The organism is Escherichia sp. AM3, from assembly GCF_032029835.1.
Taxonomy (GTDB): domain Bacteria; phylum Pseudomonadota; class Gammaproteobacteria; order Enterobacterales; family Enterobacteriaceae; genus Escherichia; species Escherichia coli.
Genome location: NZ_JAVUPQ010000078.1, coordinates 1 through 17151, shown reverse-complemented (window position 1 = coordinate 17151; position 17151 = coordinate 1). Strand labels below are relative to the sequence as shown.

The 17151-nt window shown below is 54.5% G+C and carries 14 protein-coding genes and 1 pseudogene; 9 read left to right on the top strand and 6 right to left on the bottom strand.

The features are described from left to right. Positions 1-73: 73 nt before the first annotated feature. A pseudogene (gene cynR, locus RTW80_RS20125) lies at positions 74-718 on the bottom strand (transcriptional regulator CynR); the annotation flags it as partial. A gap of 109 nt (positions 719-827) precedes the next feature. On the opposite strand from cynR, the gene cynT reads away from it, so the two are divergent. Genes cynT through cynX form a run of 3 tightly spaced genes read left to right on the top strand, consistent with a single transcriptional unit; the run spans position 828 to position 3175 of the window. After that, positions 828-1487: a carbonic anhydrase CynT gene (cynT, locus tag RTW80_RS20120; RefSeq protein ID WP_000658652.1), complete on the top strand. Its 660-nt coding sequence runs from the start codon at positions 828-830 to the stop codon at positions 1485-1487. A 30-nt stretch (positions 1488-1517) separates the two neighbouring features. Next, on the top strand, positions 1518-1988 hold the full coding sequence (gene cynS, locus RTW80_RS20115; RefSeq protein WP_000616241.1) for a cyanase: 471 nt from the start codon (positions 1518-1520) through the stop codon (positions 1986-1988). A gap of 5 nt (positions 1989-1993) precedes the next feature. Then, positions 1994-3175 (top strand): cyanate transporter CynX, encoded by a 1182-nt coding sequence (gene cynX / locus RTW80_RS20110; RefSeq protein ID WP_001542685.1) that lies wholly within the window; start codon positions 1994-1996, stop codon positions 3173-3175. A 102-nt stretch (positions 3176-3277) separates the two neighbouring features. Here the strand turns inward: cynX and lacA are convergent, their stop codons facing one another. The 5 genes from lacA to RTW80_RS20085 all read right to left on the bottom strand — a co-directional run bounded on the left by lacA (position 3278) and on the right by RTW80_RS20085 (position 10449). Further along, positions 3278-3889, bottom strand: a complete 612-nt coding sequence (lacA, locus tag RTW80_RS20105; protein ID WP_063119227.1) for a galactoside O-acetyltransferase — start codon at positions 3887-3889, stop codon at positions 3278-3280. Positions 3890-3954: 65 nt separating this feature from the next. Further along, positions 3955-5208 carry a lactose permease gene (lacY, locus tag RTW80_RS20100; protein ID WP_000291549.1) on the bottom strand — a complete coding sequence of 418 codons (1254 nt, stop codon included), beginning with the start codon at positions 5206-5208 and terminating at the stop codon, positions 3955-3957. A 51-nt stretch (positions 5209-5259) separates the two neighbouring features. Beyond that, a complete protein-coding gene (gene lacZ, locus RTW80_RS20095; protein ID WP_024250497.1) occupies positions 5260-8334 on the bottom strand; it encodes a beta-galactosidase in 3075 nt (1024 codons plus the stop codon). Between the two features lie 122 nt (positions 8335-8456). Further along, on the bottom strand, positions 8457-9539 hold the full coding sequence (gene lacI / locus RTW80_RS20090; RefSeq protein ID WP_000805902.1) for a DNA-binding transcriptional repressor LacI: 1083 nt from the start codon (positions 9537-9539) through the stop codon (positions 8457-8459). Between the two features lie 76 nt (positions 9540-9615). Beyond that, entirely contained in the window at positions 9616-10449 is an 834-nt protein-coding gene (locus RTW80_RS20085; RefSeq protein ID WP_001301325.1) for a DNA-binding transcriptional regulator, read from the bottom strand. 190 nt (positions 10450-10639) lie between these two features. On the opposite strand from RTW80_RS20085, the gene RTW80_RS20080 reads away from it, so the two are divergent. Genes RTW80_RS20080 through mhpE form a run of 6 tightly spaced genes read left to right on the top strand, consistent with a single transcriptional unit; the run spans position 10640 to position 16910 of the window. Beyond that, the gene (locus tag RTW80_RS20080) at positions 10640-12304 is read left to right on the top strand and encodes a bifunctional 3-(3-hydroxy-phenyl)propionate/3-hydroxycinnamic acid hydroxylase (protein WP_032247730.1); all 1665 of its coding nucleotides are present in this window, start codon (positions 10640-10642) and stop codon (positions 12302-12304) included. 1 nt (position 12305) lies between these two features. Then, on the top strand, positions 12306-13250 hold the full coding sequence (gene mhpB / locus RTW80_RS20075; RefSeq protein ID WP_000543457.1) for a 2,3-dihydroxyphenylpropionate/2,3-dihydroxicinnamic acid 1,2-dioxygenase: 945 nt from the start codon (positions 12306-12308) through the stop codon (positions 13248-13250). Between the two features lie 17 nt (positions 13251-13267). Continuing rightward, on the top strand, positions 13268-14134 hold the full coding sequence (gene mhpC / locus RTW80_RS20070; RefSeq protein WP_000121907.1) for a 2-hydroxy-6-oxonona-2,4-dienedioate hydrolase: 867 nt from the start codon (positions 13268-13270) through the stop codon (positions 14132-14134). Between the two features lie 9 nt (positions 14135-14143). Beyond that, positions 14144-14953 (top strand): 2-keto-4-pentenoate hydratase, encoded by an 810-nt coding sequence (gene mhpD / locus RTW80_RS20065; protein WP_000160734.1) that lies wholly within the window; start codon positions 14144-14146, stop codon positions 14951-14953. Continuing rightward, positions 14950-15900, top strand: a complete 951-nt coding sequence (mhpF, locus tag RTW80_RS20060; protein ID WP_000044314.1) for an acetaldehyde dehydrogenase — start codon at positions 14950-14952, stop codon at positions 15898-15900. The genes mhpD and mhpF overlap by 4 nt, the downstream gene beginning before the upstream one ends. Beyond that, complete coding sequence (gene mhpE, locus RTW80_RS20055; protein WP_032247731.1) at positions 15897-16910, top strand: 4-hydroxy-2-oxovalerate aldolase; 1014 nt, start codon at positions 15897-15899, stop codon at positions 16908-16910. The genes mhpF and mhpE overlap by 4 nt, the downstream gene beginning before the upstream one ends. Positions 16911-17151 lie beyond the last annotated feature (241 nt).

Sequence of the window (17151 nt, the reverse complement as noted above, 5' to 3'; positions counted from 1 at the left end):
GCGAGGCATCGTCTTAACGAGGCACCGAGGCGTCGCATTCTTCAGATGGTTCAACCCTTAAGTTAGCGCTTATGGGATGTAGCCCCGCTTTCTCGCAGTAGTGGTCAATTTGCTCTCTGGTGGCAAATTCCGCGCTGAGCAGGACCAGTTTTTCATCATGCAAGCGACTCAACGCCACCTGTTCATGGACGGCCAGCGGATGATGTTGCGCCACGACTAACGCTAAACTTTCTGTCAGTAAAGGAATTGCCTCCAGCTCCGGCGAATGCACAGGCGCGAAGGCAATCCCAACGTCCAACTCGTCGCGGCAAAGCATATCCTCGATTTTCTCCTGCGACATTTCCTGTAGCTGGAGCGTGATGCCGGGGTAGCGCGCATAGAAATTCGCCATTAAAGGGCCGATAAAGTAGCTTGTAAAGGTGGGAGTGACGGCGATACGCAGCGATCCTCGCGTCAGATCGGCAACATCATGAATCGCCCGTTTACCCGCTCCCAGTTCCTGTAACGCCCGGCTGGCGTACTGTCGCCAGACTTCTCCTGCATCAGTGAGACGAATCGTTCGCCCGCTACGGTCAAACAGCGGCACGCCTAAACTCTCCTCTAACTGGCGAATCTGCTGGGAAAGCGCAGGCTGGGAGACGTGCAACGCACTGGCGGCACGGGTAAAGCTGCCATGTTCAGCCACGGCAAGAAAATAGTTGATATGTCGAGAGAGCATTCGCCAACCTATAAGTAAATCCAATAGAACTCATCATAAATGAGACTTTTACCTTATGACAATCGGCGAGTAGTCTGCCTCTCATTCCAGAGACAGACAGAGGTTAACGGTGAAAGAGATTATTGATGGATTCCTTAAATTCCAGCGCGAGGCATTTCCGAAGCGGGAAGCCTTATTTAAACAGCTGGCGACACAGCAAAGCCCGCGCACCCTTTTTATCTCCTGCTCCGACAGCCGTCTGGTCCCTGAGCTGGTGACGCAACGTGAGCCTGGCGATCTGTTCGTTATTCGCAACGCAGGTAATATTGTCCCTTCCTACGGGCCGGAACCCGGTGGCGTTTCTGCTTCGGTGGAGTATGCCGTCGCTGCGCTTCGGGTATCTGACATTGTGATTTGTGGTCATTCCAACTGTGGCGCGATGACCGCCATTGCCAGCTGTCAGTGTATGGACCATATGCCTGCCGTCTCCCACTGGCTGCGTTATGCCGATTCAGCCCGCGTCGTTAATGAGGCGCGCCCGCATTCCGATTTACCGTCAAAAGCTGCGGCGATGGTACGTGAAAACGTCATTGCTCAGTTGGCTAATTTGCAAACTCATCCATCGGTGCGCCTGGCGCTCGAAGAGGGGCGGATCGCCCTGCACGGCTGGGTCTACGACATTGAAAGCGGCAGCATCGCAGCTTTTGACGGCGCAACCCGCCAGTTTGTGCCACTGGCCGCTAATCCTCGCGTTTGTGCCATACCGCTACGCCAACCTACCGCAGCGTAACCTTATTTTTAAACCATCAGGAGATCCACCATGATTCAGTCACAAATTAACCGCAATATTCGTCTTGATCTTGCCGATGCCATTTTGCTCAGCAAAGCTAAAAAAGATCTCTCATTTGCCGAGATTGCCGACGGTACCGGTCTGGCAGAAGCCTTCGTAACCGCGGCTTTGCTGGGGCAGCAGGCGCTTCCTGCCGACGCCGCCCGCCTGGTCGGGGCGAAGCTGGATCTCGACGAAGACGCCATTCTACTGTTGCAGATGATTCCACTGCGTGGCTGCATTGATGACCGTATTCCAACCGACCCAACGATGTATCGTTTCTATGAAATGTTGCAGGTGTACGGCACAACCCTGAAAGCGTTGGTTCATGAGAAGTTTGGCGATGGCATTATCAGCGCGATTAACTTCAAACTCGACGTTAAGAAAGTGGCGGACCCGGAAGGTGGCGAACGTGCGGTCATCACCTTAGATGGTAAATATCTGCCGACCAAACCGTTCTGACAGCCATGCGCAACCATCAAAAGACGTTCACGATGCTGCTGGTTCTGGTGCTGATTGGTCTTAATATGCGACCACTGCTCACCTCCGTCGGTCCACTGCTACCGCAATTGCGCCAGGCGAGCGGAATGAGCTTTAGCGTGGCTGCCCTGTTGACCGCTCTGCCGGTGGTCACCATGGGCGGGCTGGCGCTGGCCGGAAGCTGGCTTCATCAGCATGTCAGCGAACGTCGCAGCGTCGCCATCAGTCTGTTGCTGATTGCCGTCGGTGCATTGATGCGTGAGCTTTACCCCCAAAGTGTGCTGCTGCTTAGCAGCGCACTGCTTGGTGGGGTGGGGATCGGTATCATTCAGGCGGTGATGCCTTCAGTGATTAAACGGCGGTTTCAGCAACGCACGCCACTGGTGATGGGGCTGTGGTCTGCGGCTCTGATGGGCGGCGGTGGACTTGGTGCCGCCATAACGCCCTGGTTAGTTCAACATAGCGAAACCTGGTATCAAACACTCGCCTGGTGGGCGCTGCCTGCCGTTGTTGCGCTCTTTGCCTGGTGGTGGCAAAGCGCCCGCGAGGTCGCCTCTTCCCACAAGACAACAACCACTCCGGTTCGCGTGGTATTCACTCCCCGCGCGTGGACGCTGGGTGTTTACTTCGGTCTGATTAACGGCGGTTACGCCAGCCTGATTGCCTGGTTACCCGCTTTCTATATTGAGATTGGTGCCAGCGCGCAGTACAGCGGTTCCTTACTGGCATTGATGACGCTTGGGCAAGCCGCAGGAGCTTTGCTGATGCCTGCTATGGCTCGCCATCAGGATCGGCGCAAACTGTTAATGCTGGCGCTGGTGTTACAACTGGTGGGGTTCTGCGGCTTTATCTGGTTGCCGCTGCAATTGCCGGTATTGTGGGCGATGGTGTGTGGGTTAGGTCTGGGCGGCGCGTTTCCGCTCTGTTTGCTGCTGGCGCTCGATCACTCTGTGCAACCGGCTATTGCTGGCAAGCTGGTGGCGTTTATGCAGGGAATCGGTTTTATCATCGCCGGGCTTGCCCCGTGGTTTTCTGGCGTGCTGCGTAGTATCAGCGGCAATTACCTGATGGACTGGGCATTTCATGCGCTGTGCGTCGTTGGGCTGATGATCATAACCCTGCGTTTTGCACCAGTACGTTTTCCGCAGCTGTGGGTCAAAGAGGCATGATGCGACGCTTGTTCCTGCGCTTTGTTCATGCCGGATGCGGCTAATGTAGATCGCTGAACTTGTAGGCCTGATAAGCGCAGCGTATCAGGCAATTTTTATAATTTAAACTGACGATTCAACTTTATAATCTTTGAAATAATAGTGCTTATCCCGGTCGTTTATTTCGCGAATAACCCGACAAGGAACGCCAGCCGCCACGACGTTTGGTGGAATGTCTTTTGTGACGATACTACCCGCGCCAATAACAGAATTATCCCCGATGGTGACGCCTGGATTATTAACCACATGACTTCCGATCCAGACGTTATTGCCAGTCGTTATCGGAAAAGAGTACATCTCGCCGTTTTTTCTCAATTCATGGTGTACAGGGTGTCCCGTAACGGAAAGAGTAACGTTGGGTGCAATCAGTACGTTATCACCGATTGTTACCGTGTAGTCATCGACAATGGTTAAATTGAAATTTGCATAAAAATTGCGGCCTATATGGATGTTGGAACCGTAAGAGAAATAGACAGGCGGTTCTACCCAGGCGTTTTCCCCTACCGTGGCAAACATTTCTTTAATCAGGCTTTCTCTTTTTTCAACTTCTGATGGATGCGAGTGATTAAACTCATACATTAACGTTTTCCCACGAAGTCTTTTTTCCGGTAAGCCTTCGCACATATCGGTAAATAGCTTGCCTGCTCTTATTCTTTCGGTCATTGGCATGTTCAATGCGATCACTCCGTTATGATATGTTGGTCGGATAAGGCGCTCGCGCCGCATCCGACATTGATTGCTTAAGCGACTTCATTCACCTGACGACGCAGCAGGGAAAGCGGGCCGGGGCCGCTAAGCGTGAACACGGAAATTAAGGTGAAGCCCAGCGCCACCAGACCCAGCACCAGATAAGCGCCCTGGAAACCGATGCTTTCATACATATTGCCCGCCAGTACAGACATAAAAATCATCGCCAGTTGCTTAAAGAAGCAGAAACAGACCAGATAAATCGTCGCTGAAAAACGCACTTCAAACTGGCTGGTAATATATTTAAAGCAGCCCACCAGCAGGAACGGTACTTCAAACATATGCAGCGTTTTCAGAATAACCACTTCCAGCGCTGAGGTGGCGAACGATGAGCCAATAATACGTACAGACATAATAGTGCCAGCCAGCAGCAGGGCGTTTTTCCCACCGATGCGATTAATGATCAGTGGCGCAAAGAACATAATCGAGGCGTTAAGTAATTCGCCCATTGTCGTTACGTAGCCAAATACCCGCGTACCCTGTTCACCGGTAGCAAAGAACGAAGTAAAGAAATTAGCAAACTGTTGGTCAAAAACATCGTAGGTGCAGGAAACGCCAATAACATACAGTGACAAAAACCACAGTTTTGGCTGTCTGAACAGTTCCAGTGCCAGCTTAAGGCTAAATGCCGAATGGTTGGCACCTACCGCATTGGCAACCGTGGCAGAAGAGGGCGCATCCGTTTTGGCGAAAAAGAGTAAAACGGCGAGGATGAGTGCACAGCCAGAGCCCAGCCAGAAAACAAACTGATTATTGATGGTGAACATGATGCCGACAATCGAGGCACACAGCGCCCAGCCAACACAGCCAAACATCCGCGCGCGACCAAATTCGAAATTACTGCGACGGCTGACTTTCTCAATAAATGCCTCTACTGCTGGCGCACCGGCGTTAAAACAAAAGCCTAGATAAATACCACCAACAATCGATCCTACTAAAATGTTGTATTGTAACAGTGGCCCGAAGATAAAAATAAAGAACGGCGCAAACATCACTAACATGCCGGTAATAATCCACAGCAGGTATTTGCGCAGCCCGAGTTTGTCAGAAAGCAGACCAAACAGCGGTTGGAATAATAGCGAGAACAGAGAAATAGCGGCAAAAATAATACCCGTATCACTTTTGCTGATATGGTTGATGTCATGTAGCCAAATCGGGAAAAACGGGAAGTAGGCTCCCATGATAAAAAAGTAAAAGAAAAAGAATAAACCGAACATCCAAAAGTTTGTGTTTTTTAAATAGTACATAATGGATTTCCTTACGCGAAATACGGGCAGACATGGCCTGCCCGGTTATTATTATTTTTGACACCAGACCAACTGGTAATGGTAGCGACCGGCGCTCAGCTGGAATTCCGCCGATACTGACGGGCTCCAGGAGTCGTCGCCACCAATCCCCATATGGAAACCGTCGATATTCAGCCATGTGCCTTCTTCCGCGTGCAGCAGATGGCGATGGCTGGTTTCCATCAGTTGTTGTTGGCTGTAGCGACTGATATTGAACTGGAAGTCGCCGCGCCACTGGTGTGGGCCATAATTCAATTCGCGCGTCCCGCAGCGCAGACCGTTTTCGCTCGGGAAGACGTACGGGGTATACATGTCTGACAATGGCAGATCCCAGCGGTCAAAACAGGCGGCAGTAAGGCGGTCGGGATAGTTTTCTTGCGGCCCTAATCCGAGCCAGTTTACCCGTTCTGCGACCTGCGCCAGCTGGCAGGTCAGGCCAATCCGAGCCGGATGCGGTGTATCGCTCGCTACTTCAACATCAACGGTAATCGCCATTTGACCACTACCATCAATCCGGTAGGTTTTCCGGCTGATAAATAAGGTTTTTCCCTGATGCTGCCACGCGTGAGCGGTCGTAATCAGCACCGCGTCGGCAAGTGTATCTGCCGTGCACTGCAACAACGCCGCTTCGGCCTGGTAATGGCCCGCCGCCTTCCAGCGTTCGACCCAGGCGTTAGGGTCAATACGGGTCGCTTCACTTACGCCAATGTCGTTATCCAGCGGTGCGCGGGTGAACTGATCGCGCAGCGGCGTCAGCAGTTGTTTTTCATCGCCAATCCACATCTGTGAAAGAAGGCCTGACTGACGGTTAAACTGCCAACGCTTATTACCCAGCTCGATGCAAAAATCCGTTTCGCTGGTGGTTAGTTGCGGGATGATATGGGACGCGGAGGGGAGCGTCACACTGAGGTTTTCCGCCAGACGCCACTGCTGCCAGGCGCTGATGTGCCCGGCTTCTGACCATGCGGTCGCGTTCGGTTGCACTACGCGTACTGTGAGCCAGAGTTGCCCGGCGCTCTCCGGCTGCGGTAGTTCAGGCAGTTCAATCAACTGTTTACCTTGTGGAGCGACATCCAGAGGCACTTCACCGCTTGCCAGCGGCTTACCATCCAGCGCCACCATCCAGTGCAGGAGCTCGTTATCGCTATGACGGAACAGGTATTCGCTGGTCACTTCGATGGTTTGCCCGGATAAACGGAACTGGAAAAACTGCTGCTGGTGTTTTGCTTCCGTCAGCGCTGGATGCGGCGTGCGGTCGGCAAAGACCAGACCGTTCATACAGAACTGGCGATCGTTCGGCGTATCGCCAAAATCACCGCCGTAAGCCGACCACGGGTTGCCGTTTTCATCATATTTAATCAGCGACTGATCCACCCAGTCCCAGACGAAGCCGCCCTGTAAACGGGGATACTGACGAAACGCCTGCCAGTATTTAGCGAAACCGCCAAGACTGTTACCCATCGCGTGGGCGTATTCGCAAAGGATCAGCGGGCGCGTCTCTCCAGGTAGCGAAAGCCATTTTTTGATGGACCATTTCGGCACAGCCGGGAAGGGCTGGTCTTCATCCACGCGCGCGTACATCGGGCAAATAATATCGGTGGCCGTGGTGTCGGCTCCGCCGCCTTCATACTGCACCGGGCGGGAAGGATCGACAGATTTGATCCAGCGATACAGCGCGTCGTGATTAGCGCCGTGGCCTGATTCATTCCCCAGCGACCAGATGATCACACTCGGGTGATTACGATCGCGCTGCACCATTCGCGTTACGCGTTCGCTCATCGCCGGTAGCCAGCGCGGATCATCGGTCAGACGATTCATTGGCACCATGCCGTGGGTTTCAATATTGGCTTCATCCACCACATACAGGCCGTAGCGGTCGCACAGCGTGTACCACAGCGGATGGTTCGGATAATGCGAACAGCGCACGGCGTTAAAGTTGTTCTGCTTCATCAGCAGGATATCCTGCACCATCGTCTGCTCATCCATGACCTGACCATGCAGAGGATGATGCTCGTGACGGTTAACGCCTCGAATCAGCAACGGCTTGCCGTTCAGCAGCAGCAGACCATTTTCAATCCGCACCTCGCGGAAACCGACATCGCAGGCTTCTGCTTCAATCAGCGTGCCGTCGGCGGTGTGCAGTTCAACCACCGCACGATAGAGATTCGGGATTTCGGCGCTCCACAGTTTCGGGTTTTCGACGTTCAGACGTAGTGTGACGCGATCGGCATAACCACCACGCTCATCGATAATTTCACCGCCGAAAGGCGCGGTGCCGCTGGCGACCTGCGTTTCACCCTGCCATAAAGAAACTGTTACCCGTAGGTAGTCACGCAACTCGCCGCACATCTGAACTTCAGCCTCCAGTACAGCGCGGCTGAAATCATCATTAAAGCGAGTGGCAACATGGAAATCGCTGATTTGTGTAGTCGGTTTATGCAGCAACGAGACGTCACGGAAAATGCCGCTCATCCGCCACATATCCTGATCTTCCAGATAACTGCCGTCACTCCAGCGCAGCACCATCACCGCGAGGCGGTTTTCTCCGGCGCGTAAAAATGCGCTCAGGTCAAATTCAGACGGCAAACGACTGTCCTGGCCGTAACCGACCCAGCGCCCGTTGCACCACAGATGAAACGCCGAGTTAACGCCATCAAAAATAATTCGCGTCTGGCCTTCCTGTAGCCAGCTTTCATCAACATTAAATGTGAGCGAGTAACAACCCGTCGGATTCTCCGTGGGAACAAACGGCGGATTGACCGTAATGGGATAGGTCACGTTGGTGTAGATGGGCGCATCGTAACCGTGCATCTGCCAGTTTGAGGGGACGACGACAGTATCGGCCTCAGGAAGATCGCACTCCAGCCAGCTTTCCGGCACCGCTTCTGGTGCCGGAAACCAGGCAAAGCGCCATTCGCCATTCAGGCTGCGCAACTGTTGGGAAGGGCGATCGGTGCGGGCCTCTTCGCTATTACGCCAGCTGGCGAAAGGGGGATGTGCTGCAAGGCGATTAAGTTGGGTAACGCCAGGGTTTTCCCAGTCACGACGTTGTAAAACGACGGCCAGTGAATCCGTAATCATGGTCATAGCTGTTTCCTGTGTGAAATTGTTATCCGCTCACAATTTCACACAACATACGAGCCGGAAGCATAAAGTGTAAAGCCTGGGGTGCCTAATGAGTGAGCTAACTCACATTAATTGCGTTGCGCTCACTGCCCGCTTTCCAGTCGGGAAACCTGTCGTGCCAGCTGCATTAATGAATCGGCCAACGCGCGGGGAGAGGCGGTTTGCGTATTGGGCGCCAGGGTGGTTTTTCTTTTCACCAGTGAGACGGGCAACAGCTGATTGCCCTTCACCGCCTGGCCCTGAGAGAGTTGCAGCAAGCGGTCCACGCTGGTTTGCCCCAGCAGGCGAAAATCCTGTTTGATGGTGGTTAACGGCGGGATATAACATGAGCTGTCTTCGGTATCGTCGTATCCCACTACCGAGATATCCGCACCAACGCGCAGCCCGGACTCGGTAATGGCGCGCATTGCGCCCAGCGCCATCTGATCGTTGGCAACCAGCATCGCAGTGGGAACGATGCCCTCATTCAGCATTTGCATGGTTTGTTGAAAACCGGACATGGCACTCCAGTCGCCTTCCCGTTCCGCTATCGGCTGAATTTGATTGCGAGTGAGATATTTATGCCAGCCAGCCAGACGCAGACGCGCCGAGACAGAACTTAATGGGCCCGCTAACAGCGCGATTTGCTGGTGACCCAATGCGACCAGATGCTCCACGCCCAGTCGCGTACCGTCTTCATGGGAGAAAATAATACTGTTGATGGGTGTCTGGTCAGAGACATCAAGAAATAACGCCGGAACATTAGTGCAGGCAGCTTCCACAGCAATGGCATCCTGGTCATCCAGCGGATAGTTAATGATCAGCCCACTGACGCGTTGCGCGAGAAGATTGTGCACCGCCGCTTTACAGGCTTCGACGCCGCTTCGTTCTACCATCGACACCACCACGCTGGCACCCAGTTGATCGGCGCGAGATTTAATCGCCGCGACAATTTGCGACGGCGCGTGCAGGGCCAGACTGGAGGTGGCAACGCCAATCAGCAACGACTGTTTGCCCGCCAGTTGTTGTGCCACGCGGTTGGGAATGTAATTCAGCTCCGCCATCGCCGCTTCCACTTTTTCCCGCGTTTTCGCAGAAACGTGGCTGGCCTGGTTCACCACGCGGGAAACGGTTTGATAAGAGACACCGGCATACTCTGCGACATCGTATAACGTTACTGGTTTCACATTCACCACCCTGAATTGACTCTCTTCCGGGCGCTATCATGCCATACCGCGAAAGGTTTTGCGCCATTCGATGGTGTCAACGTAAATGCATGCCGCTTCGCCTTCCGGCCACCAGAATAGCCTGCGATTCAACCCCTTCTTCGATCTGTTTTGCTACCCGTTGTAGCGCCGGAAGATGCTTTTCCGCTGCCTGTTCAATGGTCATTGCGCTCGCCATATACACCAGATTCAGACAGCCAATCACCCGTTGTTCACTGCGCAGCGGTACGGCGATAGAGGCGATCTTCTCCTCCTGATCCCAGCCGCGGTAGTTCTGTCCGTAACCCTCTTTGCGCGCGCGCGCCAGAATGGCTTCCAGCTTTAACGGTTCCCGTGCCAGTTGATAGTCATCACCGGGGCGGGAGGCTAACATTTCGATTAATTCCTTGCGGTCTTGTTCCGGGCAAAAGGCCAGCCAGGTCAGGCCCGAGGCGGTTTTCAGAAGCGGCAAACGTCGCCCGACCATTGCCCGGTGAAAGGATAAGCGGCTGAAACGGTGAGTGGTTTCGCGTACCACCATTGCATCAACATCCAGCGTGGACACATCTGTCGGCCATACCACTTCGCGCAACAGATCGCCCAGCAGTGGGGCCGCCAGTGCAGAAATCCACTGTTCGTCACGAAATCCTTCGCTTAATTGCCGCACTTTGATGGTCAGTCGAAAACTATCATCGGAGGGGCTACGGCGGACATATCCCTCTTCCTGCAGCGTCTCCAGCAGTCGCCGCACAGTGGTGCGATGCAGGCCGCTGAGTTCCGCCAGCAGCCCGACGCTGGCACCGCCATCAAGTTTATTTAACATATTTAATAACATTAGACCGCGGGTTAAGCCGCGCACGGTTTTGTATTCCGTCTGCTCATTGTTCTGCATATTAATTGACATTTCTATAGTTAAAACAACGTGGTGCACCTGATGCACATTCGGGCATGTTTTGATTGTAGCCGAAAACACCCTTCCTATACTGAGCGCACAATAAAAAATCATTTACATGTTTTTAACAAAATAAGTTGCGCTGTACTGTGCGCGCAACGACATTTTGTCCGAGTCGTGAGGTACTGAAATGGCAATACAACACCCTGACATCCAGCCTGCTGTTAACCATAGCGTTCAGGTGGCGATCGCTGGTGCCGGCCCGGTTGGGCTGATGATGGCGAACTATCTCGGCCAGATGGGCATTGACGTGCTGGTGGTGGAGAAACTCGATAAGTTGATCGACTACCCGCGTGCGATTGGTATTGATGACGAGGCGCTGCGCACCATGCAGTCGGCCGGCCTGGTCGATGATGTTCTGCCGCACACTACGCCGTGGCACGCGATGCGTTTTCTCACCCCGAAAGGCCGCTGTTTTGCTGATATTCAGCCAATGACCGATGAATTTGGCTGGCCGCGCCGTAACGCCTTTATTCAGCCGCAGGTCGATGCGGTGATGCTGGAAGGGGTGTCGCGTTTTCCGAATGTGCGCTGCTTGTTTTCCCGCGAGCTGGAGGCCTTCAGTCAGCAAGATGACGAAGTGACCTTGCACCTGAAAACGGCAGAAGGGCAGCGGGAAATAGTCAAAGCCCAGTGGCTGGTAGCCTGTGACGGTGGAGCAAGTTTTGTCCGTCGCACTCTGAATGTGCCGTTTGAAGGTAAAACTGCGCCAAATCAGTGGATTGTGGTAGATATCGCCAACGATCCGTTAAGTACGCCGCATATCTATTTGTGTTGCGATCCGGTGCGCCCGTATGTTTCTGCCGCGCTGCCTCATGCGGTACGTCGCTTTGAATTTATGGTGATGCCGGGAGAAACCGAAGAGCAGCTGCGTGAGCCGCAAAATATGCGCAAGCTGTTAAGCAAAGTGCTGCCTAATCCGGACAATGTTGAATTGATTCGCCAGCGTGTCTACACCCACAACGCGCGACTGGCGCAACGTTTCCGTATTGATCGCGTACTGCTGGCGGGCGATGCCGCGCACATCATGCCGGTATGGCAGGGGCAGGGCTATAACAGTGGTATGCGCGACGCCTTTAACCTCGCATGGAAACTGGCGTTGGTTATCCAGGGGAAAGCCCGCGATGCGCTGCTCGATACCTATCAACAAGAACGTCGCGATCACGCCAAAGCGATGATTGACCTGTCCGTGACGGCGGGCAACGTGCTGGCTCCGCCGAAACGCTGGCAGGGTACGTTACGTGACGGCGTTTCCTGGCTGTTGAATTATCTGCCGCCAGTAAAACGCTACTTCCTCGAAATGCGCTTCAAGCCGATGCCGCAATATTACGGCGGTGCGCTGATGCGTGAGGGCGAAGCGAAGCACTCTCCGGTCGGCAAGATGTTTATTCAGCCGAAAGTCACGCTGGAAAACGGCGACGTGACGCTGCTCGATAACGCGATCGGCGCGAACTTCGCGGTAATTGGCTGGGGATGCAATCCACTGTGGGGGATGAGCGACGAGCAAATCCAGCAGTGGCGCGCGTTGGGCACACGCTTCATTCAGGTGGTGCCGGAAGTGCAAATTCATACCGCACAGGATAACCACGACGGCGTACTACGCGTGGGCGATACGCAAGGTCGCCTGCGTAGCTGGTTCGCGCAACACAATGCTTCGCTGGTGGTGATGCGCCCGGATCGCTTTGTTGCCGCCACCGCCATTCCGCAAACCCTGGGCAAGACCCTGAATAAACTGGCGTCGGTGATGACGCTGACCCGCCCTGATGCCGACGTTTCTGTCGAAAAGGTAGCCTGATATGCACGCTTATCTTCACTGTCTTTCCCACTCGCCGCTGGTGGGGTATGTCGACCCGGCGCAAGAGGTGCTCGATGAGGTCAATGGCGTGATTGCCAGCGCCCGCGAGCGTATTGCGGCATTCTCCCCTGAACTGGTGGTGCTGTTTGCGCCAGATCACTACAACGGCTTTTTCTATGACGTGATGCCACCGTTCTGTTTAGGCGTTGGAGCGACGGCAATTGGTGATTTCGGCAGTGCGGCAGGAGAGCTGCCCGTGCCTGTGGAGCTGGCGGAGGCCTGTGCGCATGCCGTCATGAAGAGCGGGATCGATCTTGCCGTTTCTTACTGTATGCAGGTGGACCACGGGTTCGCCCAGCCGCTGGAGTTCCTGCTCGGTGGGCTGGATAAGGTGCCAGTTCTGCCTGTGTTCATCAACGGTGTCGCCACGCCGCTGCCCGGTTTCCAGCGTACCCGCATGTTGGGTGAAGCCATTGGACGTTTCACCAGCACTCTCAATAAACGCGTGCTGTTCCTGGGTTCCGGTGGGCTTTCCCATCAGCCGCCGGTGCCCGAACTGGCGAAAGCCGATGCCCATATGCGCGACCGTCTGTTGGGGAGCGGGAAAGATTTACCCGCCAGTGAGCGCGAATTGCGTCAGCAACGGGTGATTAGCGCCGCTGAGAAGTTTGTTGAGGATCAGAGAACGCTGCATCCGCTCAACCCGATTTGGGATAACCAGTTCATGACTTTGCTGGAGCAGGGACGCATACAGGAACTGGATGCCGTCAGTAACGAAGAGCTTTCCGCCATTGCCGGAAAGTCGACACATGAAATCAAAACCTGGGTCGCCGCTTTTGCCGCTATTTCTGCGTTTGGCAACTGGCGTAGCGAAGGGCGTTATTACCGCCCAATCCCGGAGTGGATTGCCGGATTTGGCTCGTTAAGCGCCAGAACAGAGAACTGAATATGCAGGAGAAGATGATGAGTTATCAGCCACAAACCGAAGCCGCCACCAGCCGTTTTCTGAATGTAGAAGAAGCGGGTAAAACGCTGCGCATCCATTTTAATGACTGCGGACAAGGCGACGAAACCGTTGTCCTGCTGCATGGTTCCGGCCCGGGTGCTACTGGCTGGGCGAACTTCAGCCGCAATATCGATCCGCTGGTAGAGGCGGGCTATCGGGTGATCCTGCTGGATTGTCCGGGTTGGGGCAAGAGCGATTCGGTCGTTAATAGTGGTTCGCGATCGGATCTTAATGCACGAATCCTGAAAAGCGTGGTGGATCAACTGGATATCGCCAAAATCCACCTGCTGGGCAACTCGATGGGGGGCCATAGTTCTGTGGCGTTCACCCTTAAATGGCCGGAGCGCGTAGGCAAACTGGTGCTGATGGGCGGCGGTACGGGCGGCATGAGTTTGTTTACGCCGATGCCAACCGAAGGTATTAAGCGACTGAATCAGCTTTATCGTCAGCCGACTATCGAAAACCTGAAGCTGATGATGGATATCTTCGTTTTTGATACCAGCGATTTGACCGACGCCCTGTTTGAAGCGCGCCTGAATAATATGCTGTCGCGCCGCGATCACCTGGAAAACTTCGTTAAGAGCCTGGAAGCTAATCCGAAACAGTTCCCGGATTTTGGCCCACGTCTGGCGGAAATCAAAGCGCAAACCCTGATTGTCTGGGGGCGCAACGACCGCTTTGTGCCGATGGATGCGGGTCTGCGTCTGCTGTCCGGCATTGCCGGTTCTGAACTGCATATCTTCCGCGACTGTGGTCACTGGGCGCAGTGGGAACATGCCGACGCTTTCAATCAATTGGTGCTGAATTTCCTCGCACGCCCTTAAGGAATGGTCATGACGAAGCATACTCTTGAGCAACTGGCGGCGGATTTACGCCGCGCCGCAGAGCAGGGCGAAGCGATTGCGCCGCTGCGCGATCTGATTGGTATCGATAACGCTGAAGCGGCCTACGCCATTCAGCACATAAATGTGCAATATGACGTTGTGCAGGGGCGTCGCGTGGTAGGGCGTAAAGTGGGCCTGACGCATCCGAAAGTGCAACAACAACTGGGCGTTGATCAACCGGATTTTGGGACGTTATTTGCCGACATGTGTTATGGCGATAACGAAATCATTCCTTTTTCCCGTGTTCTGCAACCCCGCATTGAAGCGGAGATCGCACTGGTGTTGAACCGCGATTTACCCGCAACTGATATCACCTTCGACGAACTGTATAACGCCATTGAATGGGTACTTCCGGCGCTGGAAGTGGTGGGGAGCCGCATTCGCGACTGGTCGATTCAGTTTGTCGATACCGTGGCAGATAACGCTTCCTGCGGGGTGTATGTCATCGGCGGTCCGGCGCAACGTCCGGCGGGGTTAGACCTGAAAAACTGCGCCATGAAGATGACGCGTAATAACGAAGAGGTTTCCAGCGGGCGCGGCAGCGAATGCCTGGGACATCCGCTTAATGCCGCCGTCTGGCTGGCACGCAAAATGGCCAGTCTGGGTGAACCGCTGCGCGCCGGAGATATCATTCTTACCGGGGCATTAGGCCCGATGGTGGCGGTGAATGCGGGCGATCGTTTTGAAGCCCATATTGAAGGCATAGGTTCAGTTGCTGCGACATTTTCAAGCGCAGCCCCAAAAGGAAGTCTGTCATGAGTAAGCGTAAAGTCGCCATTATCGGTTCTGGCAACATTGGCACCGATCTGATGATTAAAATTTTGCGTCACGGTCAGCATCTGGAGATGGCGGTGATGGTCGGCATTGATCCTCAGTCCGACGGTCTGGCGCGTGCCAGACGTATGGGCGTCGCCACCACCCATGAAGGGGTGATCGGGCTGATGAACATGCCTGAATTTGCTGATATCGACATTGTATTTGATGCGACCAGCGCGGGCGCGCATGTGAAAAACGATGCCGCTTTACGCGAAGCGAAACCGGATATTCGCTTAATTGACCTGACGCCTGCTGCCATCGGCCCTTACTGCGTGCCGGTGGTTAACCTCGAGGCGAACGTCGATCAACTGAACGTCAACATGGTCACCTGCGGCGGCCAGGCCACCATTCCAATGGTGGCGGCAGTTTCACGCGTGGCGCGTGTTCATTACGCCGAAATTATCGCTTCTATCGCCAGTAAATCTGCCGGACCTGGTACGCGTGCCAATATCGATGAATTTACGGAAACCACTTCCCGAGCCATTGAAGTGGTGGGCGGCGCGGCAAAAGGGAAGGCGATTATTGTGCTTAACCCAGCAGAGCCACCGTTGATGATGCGTGACACGGTGTATGTATTGAGCGACGAAGCTTCACAAGATGATATCGAAGCCTCAATCAATGAAATGGCTGAGGCGGTGCAGGCTTACGTACCGGGTTATCGCCTGAAACAGCGCGTGCAGTTTGAAGTTATCCCGCAGGATAAACCGGTCAATTTACCGGGCGTGGGGCAATTCTCCGGACTGAAAACAGCGGTCTGGCTGGAAGTCGAAGGCGCAGCGCATTATCTGCCTGCCTATGCGGGCAACCTCGATATTATGACTTCCAGTGCGCTGGCGACAGCGGAAAAAATGGCCCAGTCACTGGCGCGCAAGGCAGGAGAAGCGGCATGAACGGTAAAAAACTTTATATCTCGGACGTCACATTGCGTGACGGTATGCACGCCATTCGTCATCAGTATTCGCTGGAAAACGTTCGCCAGATTGCCAAAGCACTGGACGATGCCCGCGTGGATTCGATTGAAGTGGCCCACGGCGACGGTTTGCAAGGTTCCAGCTTTAACTATGGTTTCGGCGCACATAGCGACCTTGAATGGATTGAAGCAGCGGCGGATGTGGTGAAGCACGCCAAAATCGCGACGTTGTTGCTGCCAGGAATCGGCACTATTCACGATCTGAAAAATGCCTGGCAGGCTGGCGCGCGGGTGGTTCGTGTGGCAACGCACTGTACCGAAGTTGATGTTTCCGCCCAGCATATTCAGTATGCCCGCGAGCTCGGAATGGACACCGTTGGTTTTCTGATGATGAGCCATATGACCACGCCGGAGAATCTCGCCAAGCAGGCAAAGCTGATGGAAGGCTACGGTGCGACCTGTATTTATGTGGTGGATTCTGGCGGTGCGATGAACATGAGCGATATCCGTGACCGTTTCCGCGCCCTGAAAGCAGAGCTGAAACCAGAAACGCAAACTGGCATGCACGCTCACCATAACCTGAGTCTTGGCGTGGCGAACTCTATCGCGGCGGTGGAAGAGGGCTGCGACCGAATCGACGCCAGCCTCGCGGGAATGGGCGCGGGCGCAGGTAACGCACCGCTGGAAGTGTTTATTGCCGCCGCGGATAAACTGGGCTGGCAGCATGGGACCGATCTCTATGCGTTAATGGATGCCGCCGACGACCTGGTGCGTCCGTTGCAGGATCGACCGGTACGAGTCGATCGCGAAACGCTGGCGCTGGGATACGCTGGTGTTTACTCGAGCTTCCTGCGTCACTGTGAAACGGCGGCGGCGCGTTATGGCTTAAGTGCGGTGGATATTCTCGTTGAGCTGGGCAAACGCCGGATGGTTGGCGGCCAGGAGGATATGATCGTCGACGTGGCGCTGGATCTGCGCAACAACAAATAATGATGACTGCCGATAACGTGCATTTTGTATGCCCATCCCAGCACGACTGCCGGATGCGGCGTAAACGTCTTGTCCGGCCTACGGGTGGCGTGAGAATTTGTAGGCCTGATAAGACGTGTTAGCGTCGCATCAGGCATCTGCGCACGACAGCCGGATGCGGCGTGAACGCCTTATCCGGCCTACGGATGGCGCGGGAATTTGTAGGCCTGATAAGACGCGTTAGCGTCGCATCAGGCATCTG